Origin of the sequence: Aquabacterium sp. (assembly GCF_021768455.1) — a bacterium.
Lineage (GTDB): Bacteria > Pseudomonadota > Gammaproteobacteria > Burkholderiales > Burkholderiaceae_C > Aquabacterium.
This window is the reverse complement of record NZ_JAIZVX010000001.1, coordinates 17,907-34,518: the sequence shown is the minus strand read 5'-3', so window position 1 is coordinate 34,518 and position 16,612 is coordinate 17,907. Positions and strand designations below refer to the sequence as shown.

Below are 16,612 nucleotides of genomic sequence, written 5' to 3'. Positions count from 1 at the left end.
GTTAGCATATGGTACGCATGCGAACGACAATTTCGCGTCGCACTCGATCTTTCACTGCGGCAGCACATCAGCCTGACCGCAAAACACGGCAGTCGCTGCTGGTGCATGGGCGCCAGCGTCAGGAGACCCTCATGAGCACACATCACCAAGCCTTGTTCATCGGCGGCCAATGGGTGAAGCCCCATTCCAGCACGCGGTTCGAGGCCATCAGCGCCAGCACGGAAGACGTGGTTGGCAGTGCGCCGGAAGGCGATCAGCAGGACATCGATGCTGCGGTGAGTGCGGCCCGTCGCGCATTGACCGAAACGGCCTGGGGCACGATGAGCGGCGCAGAGCGCGGTGAGTGTCTGTCGCGTTTCGCCGATGCCCTGGAAAAACGGGGCAGCGAACTTGCACGCACAGTCAGCATGCAAAACGGCATGCCGATCGCTACGGCAGAACAACTGGAGAGCAGCTATTCCGTGGCCGTGCTGCGCTACTATGCCAGCCTGGCCGGCACGCTGGACGCAGAAGAAAGCCGTCCGTCGCCGCTGGGCTTCAACACCACAGTGCGCCGCGAGCCGGTTGGGGTGGTGGGCGCCATCGTGCCCTGGAACTTCCCGGTCATCCTGTCGCTGATGAAGATCGGGCCAGCGCTGGCAGCCGGTTGCAGCATCGTGCTCAAGCCCTCGCCCGAGACCGTGCTCGACTGCTTCATCGTGGCGCAGGCTGCCGAAGAGGCCGGGCTGCCACCAGGCGTGGTCAACTGGGTGCCGGGTGGGCGTGAACTGGGCGCCTACCTGGTGTCGCATCCAGGCGTCGACAAGGTCGCCTTCACGGGCTCGACCGGTGCAGGCCGGGCGATTGCCGAGGCCTGCGGCAAGCTGCTGCGCCCAGTCAGCCTGGAGTTGGGGGGCAAGTCGGCTGCCATCTTGCTGGACGACGCCGATCTGGATGCCTTCATTGGCGGCATGCCTTCGGTTTCTTTGCTCAGCAATGGCCAGGCCTGCTTCTCGTGCACGCGCATCCTGGTTCCGAACGCGCGCTACAAGGAAGTCGTGGACGCAGTGGCCGCCACGGCCTCGTCGTATGTGGTGGGCGATGCGCTGGACCGCAACACCCAGATCGGCCCGATGGGCTCTGCCATGCATCGCAACCGCGTCGAACGCTACATCGAGATCGGCAAGCAGGAAGCTCGGCTGGTGACTGGCGGGGGGCGTCCTGCTTCGCGAGACAGAGGGTGGTTCGTGCAACCCACGGTCTTTGCCGATGTCAGCAACAGCGCCACGATTGCGCGTGAGGAGATCTTCGGCCCGGTGCTGTCACTGATCGCCTATGGCAGCGACGACGAGGCCATCCAGCTCGCCAATGACTCGGCCTTCGGTCTGGGGGGCACCGTGTGGTCGCGAGACCGCGAGCGGGCCTTGCGTGTGGCGCGCCGCGTGGCGACCGGCACGATCGGCATCAACGGCTATCTGCCTGATCTGAATGCGCCTTTTGGCGGCATCAAGGCCAGTGGATTGGGACGCGAGATGGGGCCTGAATCCATCGCGGCCTACCAGCAGCTCAAGTCCATCTACGCGATGGGCTGACCCTTTTGAAAGGAAGATACATGAGTCCAAACATCAGCCCTTTGCGCCCAGACGCCCTGGCGGGCAAGCGCATCCTCATCACCGGTGGTGGCACTGGCCTTGGCAAGGAACTGGCCCGCGCCTTCAGCGCTTCGGGCGCCGTGGTCTACATCTGCGGTCGCCGAGGTGCCGTGCTGGAAGAAGCCGTTGCGGAGCTGCGCTGCACCGCGGCACACGGCGGTGACATCCATGGCCATGTTTGCGATGTCCGTGACGCCGATCAGATCGATGCCATGGTCGAGCGCATCTGGCAGGACGGTCCCTTGACGGGCCTGATCAACAACGCCGCGGCCAACTTCATCTCGCCTTCGGCTGACATCAGCCCTCGTGGCTTTGAGGCGGTGCGCTCCACCGTCATGGACGGCGCGCTGTATTCGACCCTGGCTTGTGGCCGTCGCTGGATCGCGCAAGGTCTGCCGGGCTCGGTGGTGAGCATGCTGGTGACCTGGGTGTGGACCGGCTCTGCCTATGTGCTGCCGTCCGTGATGTCCAAGAGTGCGCTGCACGCCATGACCATGTCGCTGGCAGTGGAGTGGGGGCGTCACAACATCCGGGTCAACGCCGTGGCGCCAGGGCCATTCCCCACGGAAAGTGCCTGGGAAAAGCTGGCGCCCATTCCCAAGGCCAATGTGGGAGCAGCCTCATCGGAGCAGGTTCCGATGGGGCGTTTTGGCCGCATGCACGAACTGTGCAATCTGTTGACGTTCTTGCAGGCAGATGGCTGCGAGTACCTGACCGGGCACAACATCGCCATTGACGGGGGCCATCACCTGGCAGCACCCAGCACCTTTGCGGAGCTGGGCAAACTGACCCCCGAAGATTGGGCCGAAGCCAAGGCGCTGGTGCGTGGCAAGGCCGTGCAGGAAAAGGCGCTGCGCAGCACATCCTGAGCGAAGTTTCGTCACACGGAGAAAGCGGCCTGTACCTCATGGCGAGGCAGGCCGCTTTGCTTTGGTGAGGGTCTGTTTGGCGCGTCGTCAGGCTTCGCTGTCTGCCAGATAGCTCAGCAGATTGCTCTTCATGGTGTCGAGCGTGGCAGCGGTCGAGTTCAGTTGCTCATCCTTGATGCCGTGGAGGATGGTCGCATTGAGCTGGTGACTGACCTTGCGCATCTTGCTGATGAGCTGTTTGCTCTTGGGCTCCAGGAAGATCCGGTTCACGCGACGATCGTTGGCATCGGCCTCGCGTCGCACGAGTCCGGTCTTTTCAAGGCGGTCGATCAGGCCCCCGATGGCCACCTTGCCCAGATCCAGCTCTTCCGCAAGTTGGACCTGGGTCATGCCGTCTTCGCGCGACAGGTAGGCCAGCACCCACCACTGGGACCTGGTCACATTGAGGGGCTTGAGGCAGCGGTCGAATGCGCTGCGCCGCAAGCGGGAAACATCATGGATCAGGAAGCCCAACTTGAGCTCCCAGTCCACACTGTGCTTGGCTTCGGACATGAGGTATAGACCGCTGCAGAAGTGCGGGTCCATGACTGTTTACATGCACATAGTTTAACTGTCATGGCGCCGACATGCGCCAGGCTTTCCCTTGGCATGGCTCAGACCGGGTCCCAGGTGAACACATCGCCGGACCGATCCAGTGCGTAGAAGTCCGATTGCAGCATGGGGATGGCCTGCTCCAGCACGCTGTCGGGCGTCCAGCCTTCGCTGCGGTGGGCGCTGCGGATGGGGCGTGGCTGGCTGAACAGGTAGATCTCGTTGTTGCGAACGCCAAAGACCTGCCCGCTGACATGGCTGGCGCCGTCGCAGCACAGGCCCACCACAAAGGGCGCGACCTTGTCGGCGTCCAGTTTCTTGAGCCCCTCGACGCGCTTTTTCTGCTCTGGCGTTTCGGCCGGGATGGAGTCGATCATGCGCGTCCAGGCGAAGGGCGCCACGGCATTGGAGCGCACCCCGAATTTCTGCATGTCCAGCGCGATCGATTTGGACAGGGCCACCACGCCCAGTTTGGCAGCACTGTAGTTGGCCTGGCCAAAGTTGCCGATCAGGCCCGAGGTGGACGTCATGTGCACGAAGACGCCACTGTTCTGGGCCTTGAAGTGGGGTGCTGCGGCGCGGCTGACGTTGAACGAGCCCTTGATGTGCACCGCCATCACGTCGTCGAATTCGGCCTCGCCCATGCGGTGGAACATCACGTCACGCAGAATCCCGGCATTGTTGACGACGATGTCGATGCGGCCGAAGGTCTTGATGGCCAGATCGACCATGCGCTGTGCGTCGTCCCACGAGGCCACGGAGCCGCCGTCGACCACCGCGCGTCCGCCCATGGCTTGAATCTCGGCCACCACGGCGGCACCGGGTTGTTCGGCTTCGGCCTTGCCATCCAGCGAGGCCCCCAGGTCATTGACGACCACGTCTGCGCCCTGGCGCGCCAGCTCAAGGGCAATGCCCCGACCCACACCGCGGCCTGCGCCAGTCACCAGGGCCACGCGGCCTTGCAAATGCTTGCTCATTGTCTGTCTCCAACTTGATAGAGGTTGATAGGGAAGGGCTTGACTGAACGGGGCTCAGCCGGCCTGGCGCGCGCGCGCCTTGGCAAAGTCGACATACCAGTCGAATGCCTGCGGGTTGGCGCAGGCGTCCTTGTTGACCACGTCGGCCAGGTCGCGGCCCAGCATCAGTTTCTTGACGGGCAGCTCCTGCTTCTTGCCGGTCAGGGTGCGAGGGATGGCTTCGACCTGCACGATGTCGTCGGGCACGAAGCGGGGCGACAGGCCTTCGCGGATGCGCTGCTTGAGGCGTTGAACCAATGCCGAGTCCAGATCCAGGCCCGGCTTCAGCACCACAAACAGGGGCATGTAGCTGGGCTTGCCGAGGAACTCGATGTCGACGACGAGGCTGTCGATCACCTCGGGCTCGGCTTCGACCACCCGGTAGACCTCGCTGGTGCCCAGGCGGTGACCGTGGCGGTTGAGCGTGGCGTCGCTGCGGCCGTAGATGATGGTGCCGCCGCTGGGGGTGATTTGCAGCCAGTCGCCATGGCGCCAGACGCCAGGGTAGACATCAAAGTAGCTGTCCAGATAGCGTTTGTGGCCTTCGTCGCCCCAGAACTTCACGGGCATGGAGGGCATGGGCTGCAGGCACACCAGCTCGCCCACGGCATCGGTGAGCGGCTGGCCGTTTTCGTCCCAGGCTTGCACGTCGGCACCCAGGCAGCGTGCCTGCATCTGGCCGGGGATGGTGGGCAGCTCCGGTGTGCCGCCCAGGAAGGCGCTGGCGATGTCGGTGCCGCCCGAGATGACCGCCCACCATACGTCCTGCCTGACGGCGGCGTGCCCCCATGCATAGCCTTCGGGCGGCAAGGGGGAGCCGGTCGAGCCGAGCGTGCGGATGTGTTCGCTCAGGCCCAGTGCATGGGGGTCGACGCCCGCCTTCATGCAGCCTGTGTAATAGGCGGCGCCGCCGCCGAACAAGGTGACTTTCAGGTCATGAGCAAAGCGCCAGAGGGTGTCTGCCTGCGGGAAGGACGGGTGGCCGTCGTACAGACAGATGGTGGTGCCTTGCAGGAGCGCAGACATCTGCAGGTTCCACATCACCCAGCCGGTGCTGCTGTACCAGTGCAGGCGGTCGTTCGCCTCCCAGCTTGGCAGCAGGTTGAGGTGGCAGTGATGCAGCTTGAGCATTTCGAGCATCACGCCGCCATGGCCATGCACGATGGGCTTGGGCAGGCCCGTCGTGCCGCTGCTGTAGACCACCCAGAGTGGGTGGTGGAAGGCCACGGCCTGAGGTGCCACTTGCGTGGGGCAGGCCTCGCATTCCGCCCATTGGTGAAACTGTCCATGCCAGTTGTCAGGCACATAAGGGGCCTCGGGGCCACCTGAAGCCTGAAGCACGGGCACCAGCACCAGGTGCGCAATGCTGGGCAAGGTTTGCAGCAGCGACGTGATCAGCGGTCGGCGGTCGGCCACCTTGCCGCCGTAAACCGAGCCATCACAGGCCAGCAGCACACTGGGCTGGATCTGACGAAAGCGGTCTTGCACGGTGCCCACGCCCATGTCCGGCGCGCAAACGCTCCAGATGGCACCCAAGGATGCGCAGGCCAGAAAGGCGATCAAGGCCTCTGGCGTGTTGGGCAGGTAGGCGGCCACACGGTCTCCCTCCTTGACGCCCATGGCCTGCAGGGCGCCGGCGATGTGCGCAACGCGGCTTGCGAGTTCGCGCCAGCCAATCTGGATGGTCTTGCCCTCCTGTTGCATGCGCTCGTTGCGGAAGATCACGGCAGGTGTGTCCGCCAGGCGTTCGTCCTGGGCATGGCGCATCACCTGTTCGACGTAGTTCACCCTGGCGCCTTCGAACCACACGGCGCCCGGCATGCGTGGTTCGGCGATGGCGTGTGCAAAAGGGGCTTGTGAGTGCAGGTCGAAGTAGGCCCACAGGCAGGACCAGAACTTGTCGGGCTCGGTCACCGACCACGACCTCAGCGCTTCGTAGGACGACAGGCTCAGGCCCTGTCGTTCATTGACCCACTCGCGTAGCTTGACGGTATTGGCTTGCAATTGCTGTCTCCTGCTGTCTGCGTTCAGTGGCAGGGGAAACCCTGGCCTGAATCACATCAAAGTCCATTGCGATTACGGTTCGCTAGTGTATCATCAGCCACATCATCAAATATTGCAAGATTCATTCAAACGGCTGCCATGAACCAGACAGGAACACGCTTCGGCTTGCTGGCCACTGCCCGCTATGTGCCACATCTGCGACTTGAGCGCAGCGAGGTGGTGGCATTGCACCGCTGGATGGCGCCAGGCCTCAGGAGCCTGGCCAAAGGGCAGCGTGCCATGGCCAATTGGGATGAGGACGTCATCACCATGACGGTGGAAGCCGCCAGGCTGCTGATCAATGGGCTGGCTGAGGGTTTGCCCGGGCAGTTGACCCTGGCCTCCACGACCCTCCCGTTTGCCGACCGCCTCAACGCCGGTGTGGCCGCGGCCGCGCTGGGCCTGCCAGGCGAGACGGTGGCGCGCGATGTGGCCTCGTCCGCACGTGCGGCCACCATCGAGTTGGTGCAAGCCTTGCGGCAGCCCTCGGCGGTTCGCCATCTGCTGGTGGCGGCGGAGTGCCGAGTTCCTCGCCCTGCGAGTGCGCAGGAGTTGATCACCGGGCATGGTGCGGCCGCCGCCCTGGTGGGCGAGGGCAACCCGGTGGCGACCTTTGTGGCGTCGTCTTCCATCCAGGCGGATTTCGTTGATCACTTCAGAGAAAGCGGTCAGGATCACGACTACCAGTGGGAAGAGCGCTGGGTGCGTGAAGAGGGTTACATGAAGATCGCCCTCCAGGCTGCGAAAGCTTGTCTGGCTCAGGCCGGTGTGGCGGCTGCCGACATCCGGCACTTCGTCATGCCTGCGCCCATTTCGAAAATCAACGCGGCGGTCGCCAGGAAGCTGGGCGTTCCCGACACGGCACTGGTGTCCACCGAGGCAGAGCAGGTGGGCGATCTGGGCGGCGCGCAGCCCCTGGCCATGCTGGACACGGCCGTGCGTCTGGCCAGCGACGGCGAGTGGATCCTGTTGTTGAGCTTTGCCAATGGCTGTGATGCGCTGCTGCTGCGTCGAACCGCGCAAGCTTGCTCCGGCACGGTGCCCGGCTCCGGGCAGGCAGAAACCAGTTACCTCAAGTACCTGTCATTCACCCGGCAGTACGAGCCGGAGTGGGGCATGCGCGCCGAGATGGACAACAAGACCGCGCTGACCGCCGCCTGGCGGCAGCAGGCCCGGGTGGCGCACTTCGAGGGTGGCCGTTGCAGACATTGCGGCACGGTGCAGTTCCCTTCGACGCGTCTGTGTGTCAACCCTGCATGCCGTGCGCAGGACAGCCAGGAGCCGGTGAGCCTGGCCGATGCGTCGGCAAAGGTGCTGTCTCACACCAGTGACTTCCTGGCCTTTACGCCGCACCCGCCCTTCCAGTTCGGGCACATCGACTTTGATGGCGGTGGCCGCGTGATGATGGAGTTCACGGACACCGGCGCAGACGAGTTGGCGGTGGGCCTGCCGGTGCGCATGGTCTACCGCATCAAGGAGTTCGATCACAAGCGCGGCTTCCGCCGCTATTTCTGGAAGGCGACACCCGTTCGCCAGACCGCTTAAGGAGAGACGATGGCAACGGGTATCCGCGACAAGGTCGCCATTCTCGGCATGGGTTGCACCCGCTTTGGCGAGCGCTGGGACTGCAGTGCAGAAGACCTCATGCTGGAGGCCTTCAATGAGGCGATGGCCGACGCCGGCATTGGCCTGCCTCAGATCGAGGCCGCCTGGCTGGGCGTGTGCCTCGAAGAAAACAATGTGGGCAAGACAGCCGGGCCGCTGGCCCAGGCCTTGCGCCTGCCGCGCATTGCGGCCACCCGGGTGGAAAACGCCTGTGCCACCGGCACCGAGGCGCTGCGTGCGGCCACCTATGCCGTGGCATCGGGCGCTTACGACATCGTGCTGGCCTTGGGCGCCGAAAAGCTCAAGGACACGGGGTACGGCGGCCTTCCGGTGCGCACCCGAGGGGTGGACAACGACCTGTGGCTGCCCAATGCCACCGCACCGGGCGCCTTTGCCCAACTGGCCTCGGCCTATGCGGCGCGCCATGGGGTCAGCATGTCCGACCTCAAGCGTGCCATGGCGCACATCTCCATCAAGAGCCATGCCAATGCCGCGCACAACCCCAAGGCCCATCTGCGCAACCAGATCACCGAAGAGGATGTGCTCAAGGCCATGACCATTGCCGCACCGCTGGGGCTGTTCGATTGCTCCGGGGTGAGCGACGGCGCCGCCTGCGCCATCCTGACGACGCCCGAGATTGCCCGCAGCCTGAAGCCCGACCGCGAGGTGCTCACGATCAAGGCGCTGGAGCTGTCGGTCAGCAATGGCGAAGAGGCGAGCTTCAACAACTGGGATGGCAGCTTCATCGCCACGGCCCGCACGGCTGGTGCCAGAGCCTATGCCAGCGCCGGCATCACCGACCCCCGCAGCCAGATTCACATGGCCGAGGTGCACGACTGCTTTTCGGTGACGGAGGCCGTGCTCATGGAAGACCTGGGCTTCAGCGAGCATGGCCGCGTCATCCATGACGTGCTCGATGGCATGTTCGATCTGCAAGGGGCGCTGCCGGTGCAACCGGACGGCGGACTCAAATGCTTCGGCCATCCCATCGGGGCCTCGGGATTGCGCATGGTCTACGAGGTTTACCTGCAGTTGCACGGTCGCGCCGGGCCGCGGCAACTCAAGCGGATCGATCGGGGCCTGACCCAGAACCTGGGCGGGCATCCGCATCAAAACGTGTCGGCGGTCGCCATCATTGGCCGCCAGGGTGCCTGACACGCACCACCGTTCTTGTTACCCTTTTTTCTACATTCACAGGAGACTCCTGATGCGAGGACTGAAAGGCAAGATTGCCATCGTGACGGGCGCCGGCAGCGGCATTGGCAAGGCGATTGCCTTGCGTCTGGCCAGCGAAGGCGCCGTTGTGGGCGTGTTCGACATCAACCCCCAGGGCGCCGCCGACACGGTGGCAGCCATCGATGCGGCTGGTGGCAAGGGTGTGGTCGCCGTGTGCGACATCACCGACTACAGCGCCGTCCAGGCTGCGGTGGCGGGCTTTGAAGAGGCAGCCGGCGCCACCGACATTCTGGTGAACAACGCCGGTTGGGACACCCCCATGCCCTTCCTGAAGACCGACGAGGCCTTCTGGAAGAAGGTGGTGTCGATCAACTACTTCGGCCCGCTGCACATGACCCATGTGGTGGGGCAGGGTATGAACGCCCGCAAGGCAGGGCGCATCGTCAACATCGCCTCCGACGCCGGCCGTGTGGGCTCGTCAGGCGAAGTGGTGTATTCAGGCTGCAAGGGCGCCACCATCGCCTTTGCCAAGGCTTTTGCACGTGAAGTGGCGCGCAACAACGTGACCGTCAACACCGTGTGCCCTGGCCCCACCGACACCCCGGCCATGGACGCCTTCGTAGGCACGGGCGAAGCCGGCCAGAAGATCCGGGATGCCATGGTGCGTGGCGTGCCGCTGGGCCGCATCGGCGTGCCTGACGACTACCCCGGTCTCGTGGCCTTCCTGGCCAGCGACGACGCGGCATTCATCACGGGCCAGACCATCAGCGTTTCGGGTGGCCTGAGCATGCATGGCTGATCTGAGCGGCCATTGCACCCATCAACATCATCGACAGGACTGAAATCATGAGCCAGGAATTCAAGGACATTCTGTACGAAGTGGGCCCCAATGCGGTTCGCATCACGATCAACCGCCCTGAGGTGTTCAACGCTTTTCGCACCCAGACGGTGGAAGAGCTGATCCAGGCCTTCCGCATGGCTGACGAAGAGAAGTCGGTCAACACCGTGATCTTTGGCGGCGCCGGTGACAAGGCATTTTGCACAGGCGGCGACCAGAAGGTGCACCTGTCGGAAGATGGCCTGTATGGCCCTCGCGGCATGGTCGGTCTGCCGATCGAAGAGCTGCAATCGGCCATCCGCGACTGCCGCAAGGTGGTGATTGCACGTGTGCAAGGCTTTGCCATTGGCGGCGGCAATGTGTTTGCCACCATTTGCGACCTCACCATTGCTTCCGAAAAGGCCAAGTTCGGCCAGGTCGGCCCGAAGGTTGGCTCGGTGGACCCCGGCTTCGGTACGGCCTATCTGGCGCGCATCGTGGGCGAGAAGAAGGCCCGCGAGATCTGGTTCCTCTGCCGCCGCTACACCGCTGCAGAAGCCCTGGACATGGGGCTGGTCAACAAGGTGGTGCCTCACGAGGAACTCGACGTCGAGTGCGAGGCCTGGGCTGCCGAGATCAATGAACTGAGCCCGACCGCCATCGCGATCGCCAAGCGTTCGTTCAATGCAGACAGCGAAAACATTCGGGGCATCAGCTTCATGGGTGTGGCCGCCGTCAAGGGCTATTACCAGAGCGAAGAGTCCAAGGAAGGCGTGCGCGCCTTCAACGAAAAGCGCAAGCCGGACTTCAAGAAGTTTGCCGGTTGATGCCGACTGGGCGGCCGAGCCACCTTGGCGAACCGCCCGCCACCTGAGGAGTGAGCACCTTGTCATCCCCAATTGAGCTCAGCCTAGAGGCTGATGGCCTGTTGCTGGCCACGATCGACATGCCGGGCCGGTCCATGAACGTGTTCTCGGCCGGTCTGATGGACGCGATCGAGGCCTTGATGGACCGTGTCGATGCCGAAGCGGCTGTCCGTGCCGTGGTTCTGACGTCCGGCAAAAAAGCCTTTCTGGCCGGTGCCGATCTGAGCATGGTCAAGGGCTTCACGGACAGCGCGCAGGTGCTGCCCGAGCCCGCCTTGTTCGATCTGTGCGGCCGCCTGGGCCGCCTGTTCGTGCGCCTGGAGGCGTCCAGCAAGCCCTGGGTGGCTGCCGTCAATGGCCTGGCACTTGGCGGCGGGCTGGAGTTGGCCATGGCTTGTCGCGCCCGGGTGGTCGTTGACGACGAGCGGGCGGTGCAAGGCCTGCCAGAGGTGCGCTGGGGCTTGCTGCCGGGGGCTGGCGGTACGCAGCGTCTGCCGCGCCTGGTGGGATTCGAGCAGGGCTTGTCGATGCTGCTCACCGGCCGTTCGATCAAACCGGTCGAAGCGGTGGCATGTGGTCTCTATGAAGCGGCCGTGCCTGCGGACCAGTTGCTGGACAAGGCGCGTGAGGTGGCGCGCCGGCTCGCGGGTCATCCCTTCGATGCCGCCGAGAAGTTCCCGCACCTCGCTCAGATGGACGTGCCTGTTCACGATGGTGAGACCGTGCGGCGTCTGGCGGGCGAGCATGGCGTGAGCGATGCCGACCTGCGTGACTACCCTGCTTACCGCACCATCATCGACTGCGTGCTGCTGGGTGCGCGGCACCCTGTGCCCCAGGCCAGCGCCATCGAGATGCGGCAATTCCTGCGGCTGATGCGTGACCCGGTGGCCGCCAACATGATGCGCAGCCTGTTCCTCAATCGCCAGCGCGCCGACCGCGCCCTGGCGGCCCCAGCCGACTTGAAGATCGAGTCCGTCGTGGTGGGGCCCTTGTCGCCCATGCAAAGCCTGTGGTCTCAGGCTTTGAGCGCGAGCCGCTTGCCCCTCACGGAAGACGTCTCTCTGGCGCCCGATACCCTGGTGTTGAACGACTCGCGAGGCGCCTTCCACACCGTTCACGTCCAAAGCCTGGGCGATGCACCCCGCTCGGTCGAGCCAGCTGGCGCGCGCGCCGTGCTCAGCCCGGTGGGGCCATATGGGCGCGTGCTGGAGATCATTTCGGCCACACCGGCCGAGGCCGACGCCCTGGCCTCGCTGGCCAGCAGACTGGGTGGGGCGTTGCCCTACCGAAGCGGCGATGCGGGCAGCGTTCTGCGACGCCTGGCCTCTGCAGGTGCGATTTCGCTGGATGCGCAGGCACTGGTGGCCTTGCAACTGCTGGATGCGGGGGCGGCGCCGGATGCAGCCACGCTCGATGTGGCTGCCTGTGCGGCCGGTGTCAGCCCGGCCTGGACAGGCGGGCCGGTCACCTACCTGTGGCGCCACCACCGACAATTGCAATCGGGCTTTGATGATCGACTGCGCAGCAACTGGCCTCAATGGCAGGGGCGCGTGCAAGAGGCGCTGGCATGATCGACAAGATCCACCTTGGCTACACCACCGCGCCCACGAAGGCGCGTGCAGAGGCCTGGCGCGTCAAGTTGTTTTGCGAGGCGATTGGCGAAGCCGATTCGGTCTATTGGGACCGGGCCGCAGCCCAGTCTGCCGGATTGCCGGCGTGCCCGGTTCCCCCCACTTTTCTCAAAGCCATGGAGAGCGAGCACTGCAGCAGCGCCACCTTGCTGCAGCACCTGAACGTACCCGTTCGCAAGGTGCTGCATGCCGAGCAAAGCTTTGAACACTTCATGCCTGTCTACGTGGGCGATGAGGTCGAGATGAGCCGCACCATCAGTGATCTTTACGACAAGCGTGGCGGCGCGCTGAGCTTCATCGTTGTGCGCACGCGCTACAAGGTGCGCAACCAGGTGGCCTGCGAAAGCACCCAGACCATCCTGGTGCGAAATGAACCGGTGCCAGATGCCGGCGAGGCACGCGCCAAATGAGCGGCGTTGACTATCCCAAACAACTGTCGCTGCAGGTGGGCCCGGTGTCTGCGGTGGACCTGGCCCTGTATGCAGCGGCTTCCGGTGATCACAACCCGCTGCATCTGGACGAGGCGGTGGCAAGCGCTGCAGGCTTTGAGCGCCCGCTGGTGCATGGCATGTTGACCATGGCCTATGTGGCACGGCTGTTCAGCGGCCGGTTCGGGCCGTACGGGCTGCGCAGCCTTCAAACGCGGTTTGTCGGTGCGGCCAGCCGGGGCGAGCGCCTGGTGTTGACAGCGCAGCTCGGCGGCATCGAAGGTGAATGCGCGCGCTACACCGTGAGCGCCCGTACCGAAGCGGGTGTCGATATCGTGACGGGTGAGGCGGTGGTGAGCCTGAGCGCACCCCCGCATGTCGGGGCGGAAGTGGCCGAGGCCGAGGCATGAGCGTGCCCTCACTGACCGATGCGGTGCGCAGCCTGCGCCCCGGCGATCGCGTCTTCATGCCCGGCCTCAGCGCGCAGTCCGGCTTGCTGGCCGGGTCGTTGTTGGCGCAGCCCGAAGTGGCACGCGGCGTGACGTTCACCAGCGTGCAGTTTCCGGGCATCGACACGGTCGACTACCTTGCCCTGCACCCTGAGGCTCGGCAAACTGCCTTCTTCATGTCTCCGAACGTGCGCGCTGGCATGAGGGAAGGGCGCGCCGACCTGCTGTGCACGGACTACATCGGCATGGCCCAGGTCATGCAACATGGCCCCGCGCCTGACGTGGCCTTTGCGCACCTCAGTCTGCCTGACGACAAGGGCATGTGCAGCGCGGGCGTGAGCGCAGATTTTCTGCCCTTGGTGTGGGCCAGGGCCAAGCGCCGGGTGGCGCACCTCAACCCCTTGATGCCGCGCACGCCTGGCTCATTCAGCGTGCCCATCGCATCCTTGGATGCGTGGAGCGAGGCGGACAGCCCTTTGCTCAGCTACAGCGAACCTGAGGCTGGCGAGCTGGATTTGCGCATTGCCCATCTGGCCGCAGGCCTGATCCGCGATGGCGATACCCTGCAGTTCGGCATCGGCACCGTCCCCCTGGCCCTGGGCACCCAACTGGCCCAGCACCGTCGCCTGAAGCTGCACGCAGGCATGGTCACCAGCACCATGCAGCGCCTGTGGGAGGCTGGTGCCCTCGACCATGACGCCCGGATCACCGCGGGTGTTGTGCTGGGCGACGCCGGCCTGTACGACTTTGCCTCGCAACTTGAACCGCTGTGGCTCACGGATGTGCGCCACACGCACAGCGTGGCTGCCATCGGCGCCATCCCGCGCTTCGTGGCGGTGAACTCGGCGGTCGAGGTCGACCTTTTTGGCCAGGTCAACGCCGAGCGGGCGGAAGGAAGGCTCATGGCCGGCGCAGGCGGGCTGCCCGCCTTTGCCCAGGGCGCCTGGGCGTCGGAAGGCGGGCGCCTGATGATTTGCCTGCGCGCAACCGCAAGCCGGGGCACGGTGTCGCGCATCGTGCCCGTTCTGCCAGATCAGGGGCTGTGCACCTTGTCCAGGCACCTGGCCGACACCGTCATCACCGAACATGGCGTGGCCGAACTCAAGGGTTTGTCCCTTCATCAGCGTGCCGAGGCGCTGATTCGCATCGCGGCCCCCAGCCATCAAGGCGCCTTGCAGGCAGCCTGGTCACGCATCACATCCAACCTGTGATGCCTCAGCCCGCCTGTCGGGCACCCACCATCCTCACTGTTTTCACCTAGGGAAAACATCTTGATCATGATCGTACGCATGCATACAATACGTATGTTGTGTATGGGAGATGAGGCAGCATATGCTGGAGACAAGACGCAAGACTTCAGATGATTCAGGCATGGATTGCACGCCAATGCGGTCGATGTTGTTTGTGCCGGCCGACAGTGAACGCAAGCTGGCCAAGGCTCAGGGCAGCCAGGCAGACGCCCTGATTCTGGATCTCGAAGACGCGGTGGCCCCTTCGCAGAAGCCCGCAGCGCGCCAGGCGGCTGCCCAATACCTGCAATCGCAGGGCGAGCAGAGCAAGGCACGCCTGTTTGTTCGGATCAACCCACTGGATTCGGGTTTGGCGCTGGACGACCTTGCGGCGGTTCTGGTGCCCGGTTTGAGCGGCATCATGCTGCCCAAGGTGCGTGGCGCGGCCGATGTGCAATTGCTGAGCCACTACCTCGACGCCCTGGAGGTGCGAGCCGGCCTGGTGCCTGGCAGCGTGCGCATCGTGCCGGTGGCCACCGAGACCGCGGCCTCGATGCTGACCATGACCAGCTATGCCAGCACGCCGCTGCCCCGTCTGGCAGGGGTCACCTGGGGGGCCGAAGACCTGTCCACAGCGATCGGTGCCATCTCCAACCGCGAGGACGACGGTGCACTCTCGCCGCTGTACACGATGGCGCAATCCATGTGCCTGTGCGTGGCCGGCGTGTCCGGGGTGGCCGCCATCGATACCCTTTATGCCGATTTCCGAGACGCCGATGGCCTGATGGCCGCATGCCGCCTGTCGCGCCGGCGTGGCTTTGGCGGACGCATTGCCATTCACCCGGATCAGGTCGAGGTGATCAATGCGGCATTCACCCCATCCGATGCCGAACGGCAGGCTGCCCAGCGCATCGTGGACGCGTTCGACGCGCAACCCGATGCCGGCGTGGTCAGCATCGACGGCGCGATGTATGACATCCCCCACCTCAAGCAGGCCCGGCGCACGCTCGGACAGCGCGCCTGAGCCAAGGTTGCTCAAACAGACCCAGACGGAGAAGCACTGATGGATTTTTCGATTTCAGAAGACCACCGCGCCATACGCGAAGGCGTTGCTGCCGTGGTGCGCAGATTTGACGACGAGTACTGGCTGGCTCGTGACGAGGATGGCGAATTCCCATTTGCCTTCCACAAGGCCATGGCCGAGGCCGGTTGGCTGGGCATCACGATGCCCACCGAATATGGCGGCGCGGGGCTGGGGGTCACCGAAGCCGCCATCATGATGAACGAGGTGGCCAGCCATGGTGGCGGCATGGCGGCGGCGTCGACCGTGCACATCAACCTGTTTGGTCCACATCCGATCGTGGTGGTGGGCACGCCCGATCAGAAGCAGCGCTGGTTGCCGCGCCTCATCGAGGGCAAGGACCAATGCTGTTTTGGCTTCACGGAGCCGGATGCCGGACTCAACACCACGGCCATCAAGACCTTTGCGGAGAAGGTGCCGGGTGGCTACGTGGTGCATGGTCAGAAGGTCTGGACCTCCACCGCGCAAGTCGCCAACAAGATCATGCTGCTGACGCGCACGACCAAGCTGGAAGACTGCAAGAAGCCCACCGATGGCATCACCATCTTCTACACCGATCTGGACCGCAGCAAAATCGAGGTGCGACGCATCCCCAAGATGGGCCGCAAGTCGGTCGACTCCAATGCCATCTTCATTGACGGGCTGTTCATCCCCGAGGCAGACCGCGTGGGCGAGGAGGGCAAGGGCTTCAACTACATCCTCCACAGCCTCAATCCCGAGCGCGTGCTGATTGCGTCAGAAGCCATTGGCATCGGACACGATGCCTTGCGTCGAGCATCGCAATACGCGCGTGACCGCGTGGTGTTTGGCCGACCCATCGGTCAGAACCAGGGCATTCAGCACCCGCTTGCCGAGCGCTGGATGGCGCTGGAGGCCGCATGGGCCATGACGATGAAGGCTTCCTGGCTCTACGACCAGCATCAACCATGCGGGGCCGAAGCCAACACGGCCAAGTTCCTCGGCGCGCGTGCGGGCTATGAGAGTGCGCAGCAAGCCATCTTCACCCACGGGGGCTTCGGCTACGCGAAGGAATACCACGTGGAGCGACTGTTCCGCGAGGTGGCGGTGACGCGCATCGCGCCGATCACCGAGCAACTCATCCTGTCGTTCATCGCCGAAAAGGTGCTGGACCAGCCCAAGTCGTATTGAAGCCACCTGTCGGCATAGCCAAGGCGAGACC

15 protein-coding genes are annotated in these 16,612 nt (G+C 64.4%); 12 read left to right on the top strand and 3 right to left on the bottom strand.

The window, feature by feature from the left end; translation table 11 throughout:
• The first annotated feature begins 131 nt into the window (after positions 1-131).
• Entirely contained in the window at positions 132-1,571 is a 1,440-nt protein-coding gene (locus QZ994_RS00150; RefSeq protein WP_290866563.1) for an aldehyde dehydrogenase, read from the top strand.
• 20 nt (positions 1,572-1,591) lie between these two features.
• The gene (locus tag QZ994_RS00145) at positions 1,592-2,500 is read left to right on the top strand and encodes an SDR family oxidoreductase (protein WP_290866560.1); all 909 of its coding nucleotides are present in this window, start codon (positions 1,592-1,594) and stop codon (positions 2,498-2,500) included.
• A gap of 87 nt (positions 2,501-2,587) precedes the next feature.
• On the opposite strand, the gene QZ994_RS00140 is transcribed toward QZ994_RS00145, so the two are convergent.
• The 3 genes from QZ994_RS00140 to QZ994_RS00130 all read right to left on the bottom strand — a co-directional run bounded on the left by QZ994_RS00140 (position 2,588) and on the right by QZ994_RS00130 (position 6,138).
• On the bottom strand, positions 2,588-3,052 hold the full coding sequence (locus tag QZ994_RS00140; RefSeq protein WP_290866557.1) for a MarR family winged helix-turn-helix transcriptional regulator: 465 nt from the start codon (positions 3,050-3,052) through the stop codon (positions 2,588-2,590).
• A gap of 101 nt (positions 3,053-3,153) precedes the next feature.
• Complete coding sequence (locus QZ994_RS00135; protein WP_290866554.1) at positions 3,154-4,068, bottom strand: SDR family NAD(P)-dependent oxidoreductase; 915 nt, start codon at positions 4,066-4,068, stop codon at positions 3,154-3,156.
• Positions 4,069-4,122: 54 nt separating this feature from the next.
• Positions 4,123-6,138, bottom strand: coding sequence for an acetoacetate--CoA ligase (locus QZ994_RS00130; RefSeq protein ID WP_290866693.1), 2,016 nt, complete (start codon positions 6,136-6,138; stop codon positions 4,123-4,125).
• 111 nt (positions 6,139-6,249) lie between these two features.
• On the opposite strand from QZ994_RS00130, the gene QZ994_RS00125 reads away from it, so the two are divergent.
• The 10 genes from QZ994_RS00125 to QZ994_RS00080 all read left to right on the top strand — a co-directional run bounded on the left by QZ994_RS00125 (position 6,250) and on the right by QZ994_RS00080 (position 16,581).
• Positions 6,250-7,695: a 3-oxoacyl-[acyl-carrier-protein] synthase III C-terminal domain-containing protein gene (locus tag QZ994_RS00125; RefSeq protein WP_290866551.1), complete on the top strand. Its 1,446-nt coding sequence runs from the start codon at positions 6,250-6,252 to the stop codon at positions 7,693-7,695.
• Positions 7,696-7,704: 9 nt separating this feature from the next.
• Positions 7,705-8,910 (top strand): acetyl-CoA acetyltransferase, encoded by a 1,206-nt coding sequence (locus QZ994_RS00120; RefSeq protein ID WP_290866549.1) that lies wholly within the window; start codon positions 7,705-7,707, stop codon positions 8,908-8,910.
• Between the two features lie 52 nt (positions 8,911-8,962).
• Entirely contained in the window at positions 8,963-9,730 is a 768-nt protein-coding gene (locus QZ994_RS00115) for a glucose 1-dehydrogenase (RefSeq protein WP_290866547.1), read from the top strand.
• A gap of 47 nt (positions 9,731-9,777) precedes the next feature.
• The gene (locus tag QZ994_RS00110) at positions 9,778-10,575 is read left to right on the top strand and encodes an enoyl-CoA hydratase-related protein (RefSeq protein WP_290866544.1); all 798 of its coding nucleotides are present in this window, start codon (positions 9,778-9,780) and stop codon (positions 10,573-10,575) included.
• Positions 10,576-10,634: 59 nt separating this feature from the next.
• Positions 10,635-12,185: an enoyl-CoA hydratase-related protein gene (locus QZ994_RS00105; RefSeq protein WP_290866542.1), complete on the top strand. Its 1,551-nt coding sequence runs from the start codon at positions 10,635-10,637 to the stop codon at positions 12,183-12,185.
• On the top strand, positions 12,182-12,655 hold the full coding sequence (locus tag QZ994_RS00100) for a MaoC family dehydratase N-terminal domain-containing protein (RefSeq protein WP_290866539.1): 474 nt from the start codon (positions 12,182-12,184) through the stop codon (positions 12,653-12,655). Before QZ994_RS00105 ends, QZ994_RS00100 begins: the two co-directional genes overlap by 4 nt.
• The gene (locus tag QZ994_RS00095; protein WP_290866536.1) at positions 12,652-13,083 is read left to right on the top strand and encodes a MaoC/PaaZ C-terminal domain-containing protein; all 432 of its coding nucleotides are present in this window, start codon (positions 12,652-12,654) and stop codon (positions 13,081-13,083) included. The genes QZ994_RS00100 and QZ994_RS00095 overlap by 4 nt, the downstream gene beginning before the upstream one ends.
• Complete coding sequence (locus QZ994_RS00090) at positions 13,080-14,333, top strand: acetyl-CoA hydrolase/transferase C-terminal domain-containing protein (protein WP_290866533.1); 1,254 nt, start codon at positions 13,080-13,082, stop codon at positions 14,331-14,333. The genes QZ994_RS00095 and QZ994_RS00090 overlap by 4 nt, the downstream gene beginning before the upstream one ends.
• A gap of 160 nt (positions 14,334-14,493) precedes the next feature.
• Positions 14,494-15,375 (top strand): CoA ester lyase, encoded by an 882-nt coding sequence (locus tag QZ994_RS00085; protein ID WP_290866531.1) that lies wholly within the window; start codon positions 14,494-14,496, stop codon positions 15,373-15,375.
• Positions 15,376-15,414: 39 nt separating this feature from the next.
• Positions 15,415-16,581 carry an acyl-CoA dehydrogenase family protein gene (locus QZ994_RS00080; protein ID WP_290866528.1) on the top strand — a complete coding sequence of 389 codons (1,167 nt, stop codon included), beginning with the start codon at positions 15,415-15,417 and terminating at the stop codon, positions 16,579-16,581.
• Positions 16,582-16,612 lie beyond the last annotated feature (31 nt).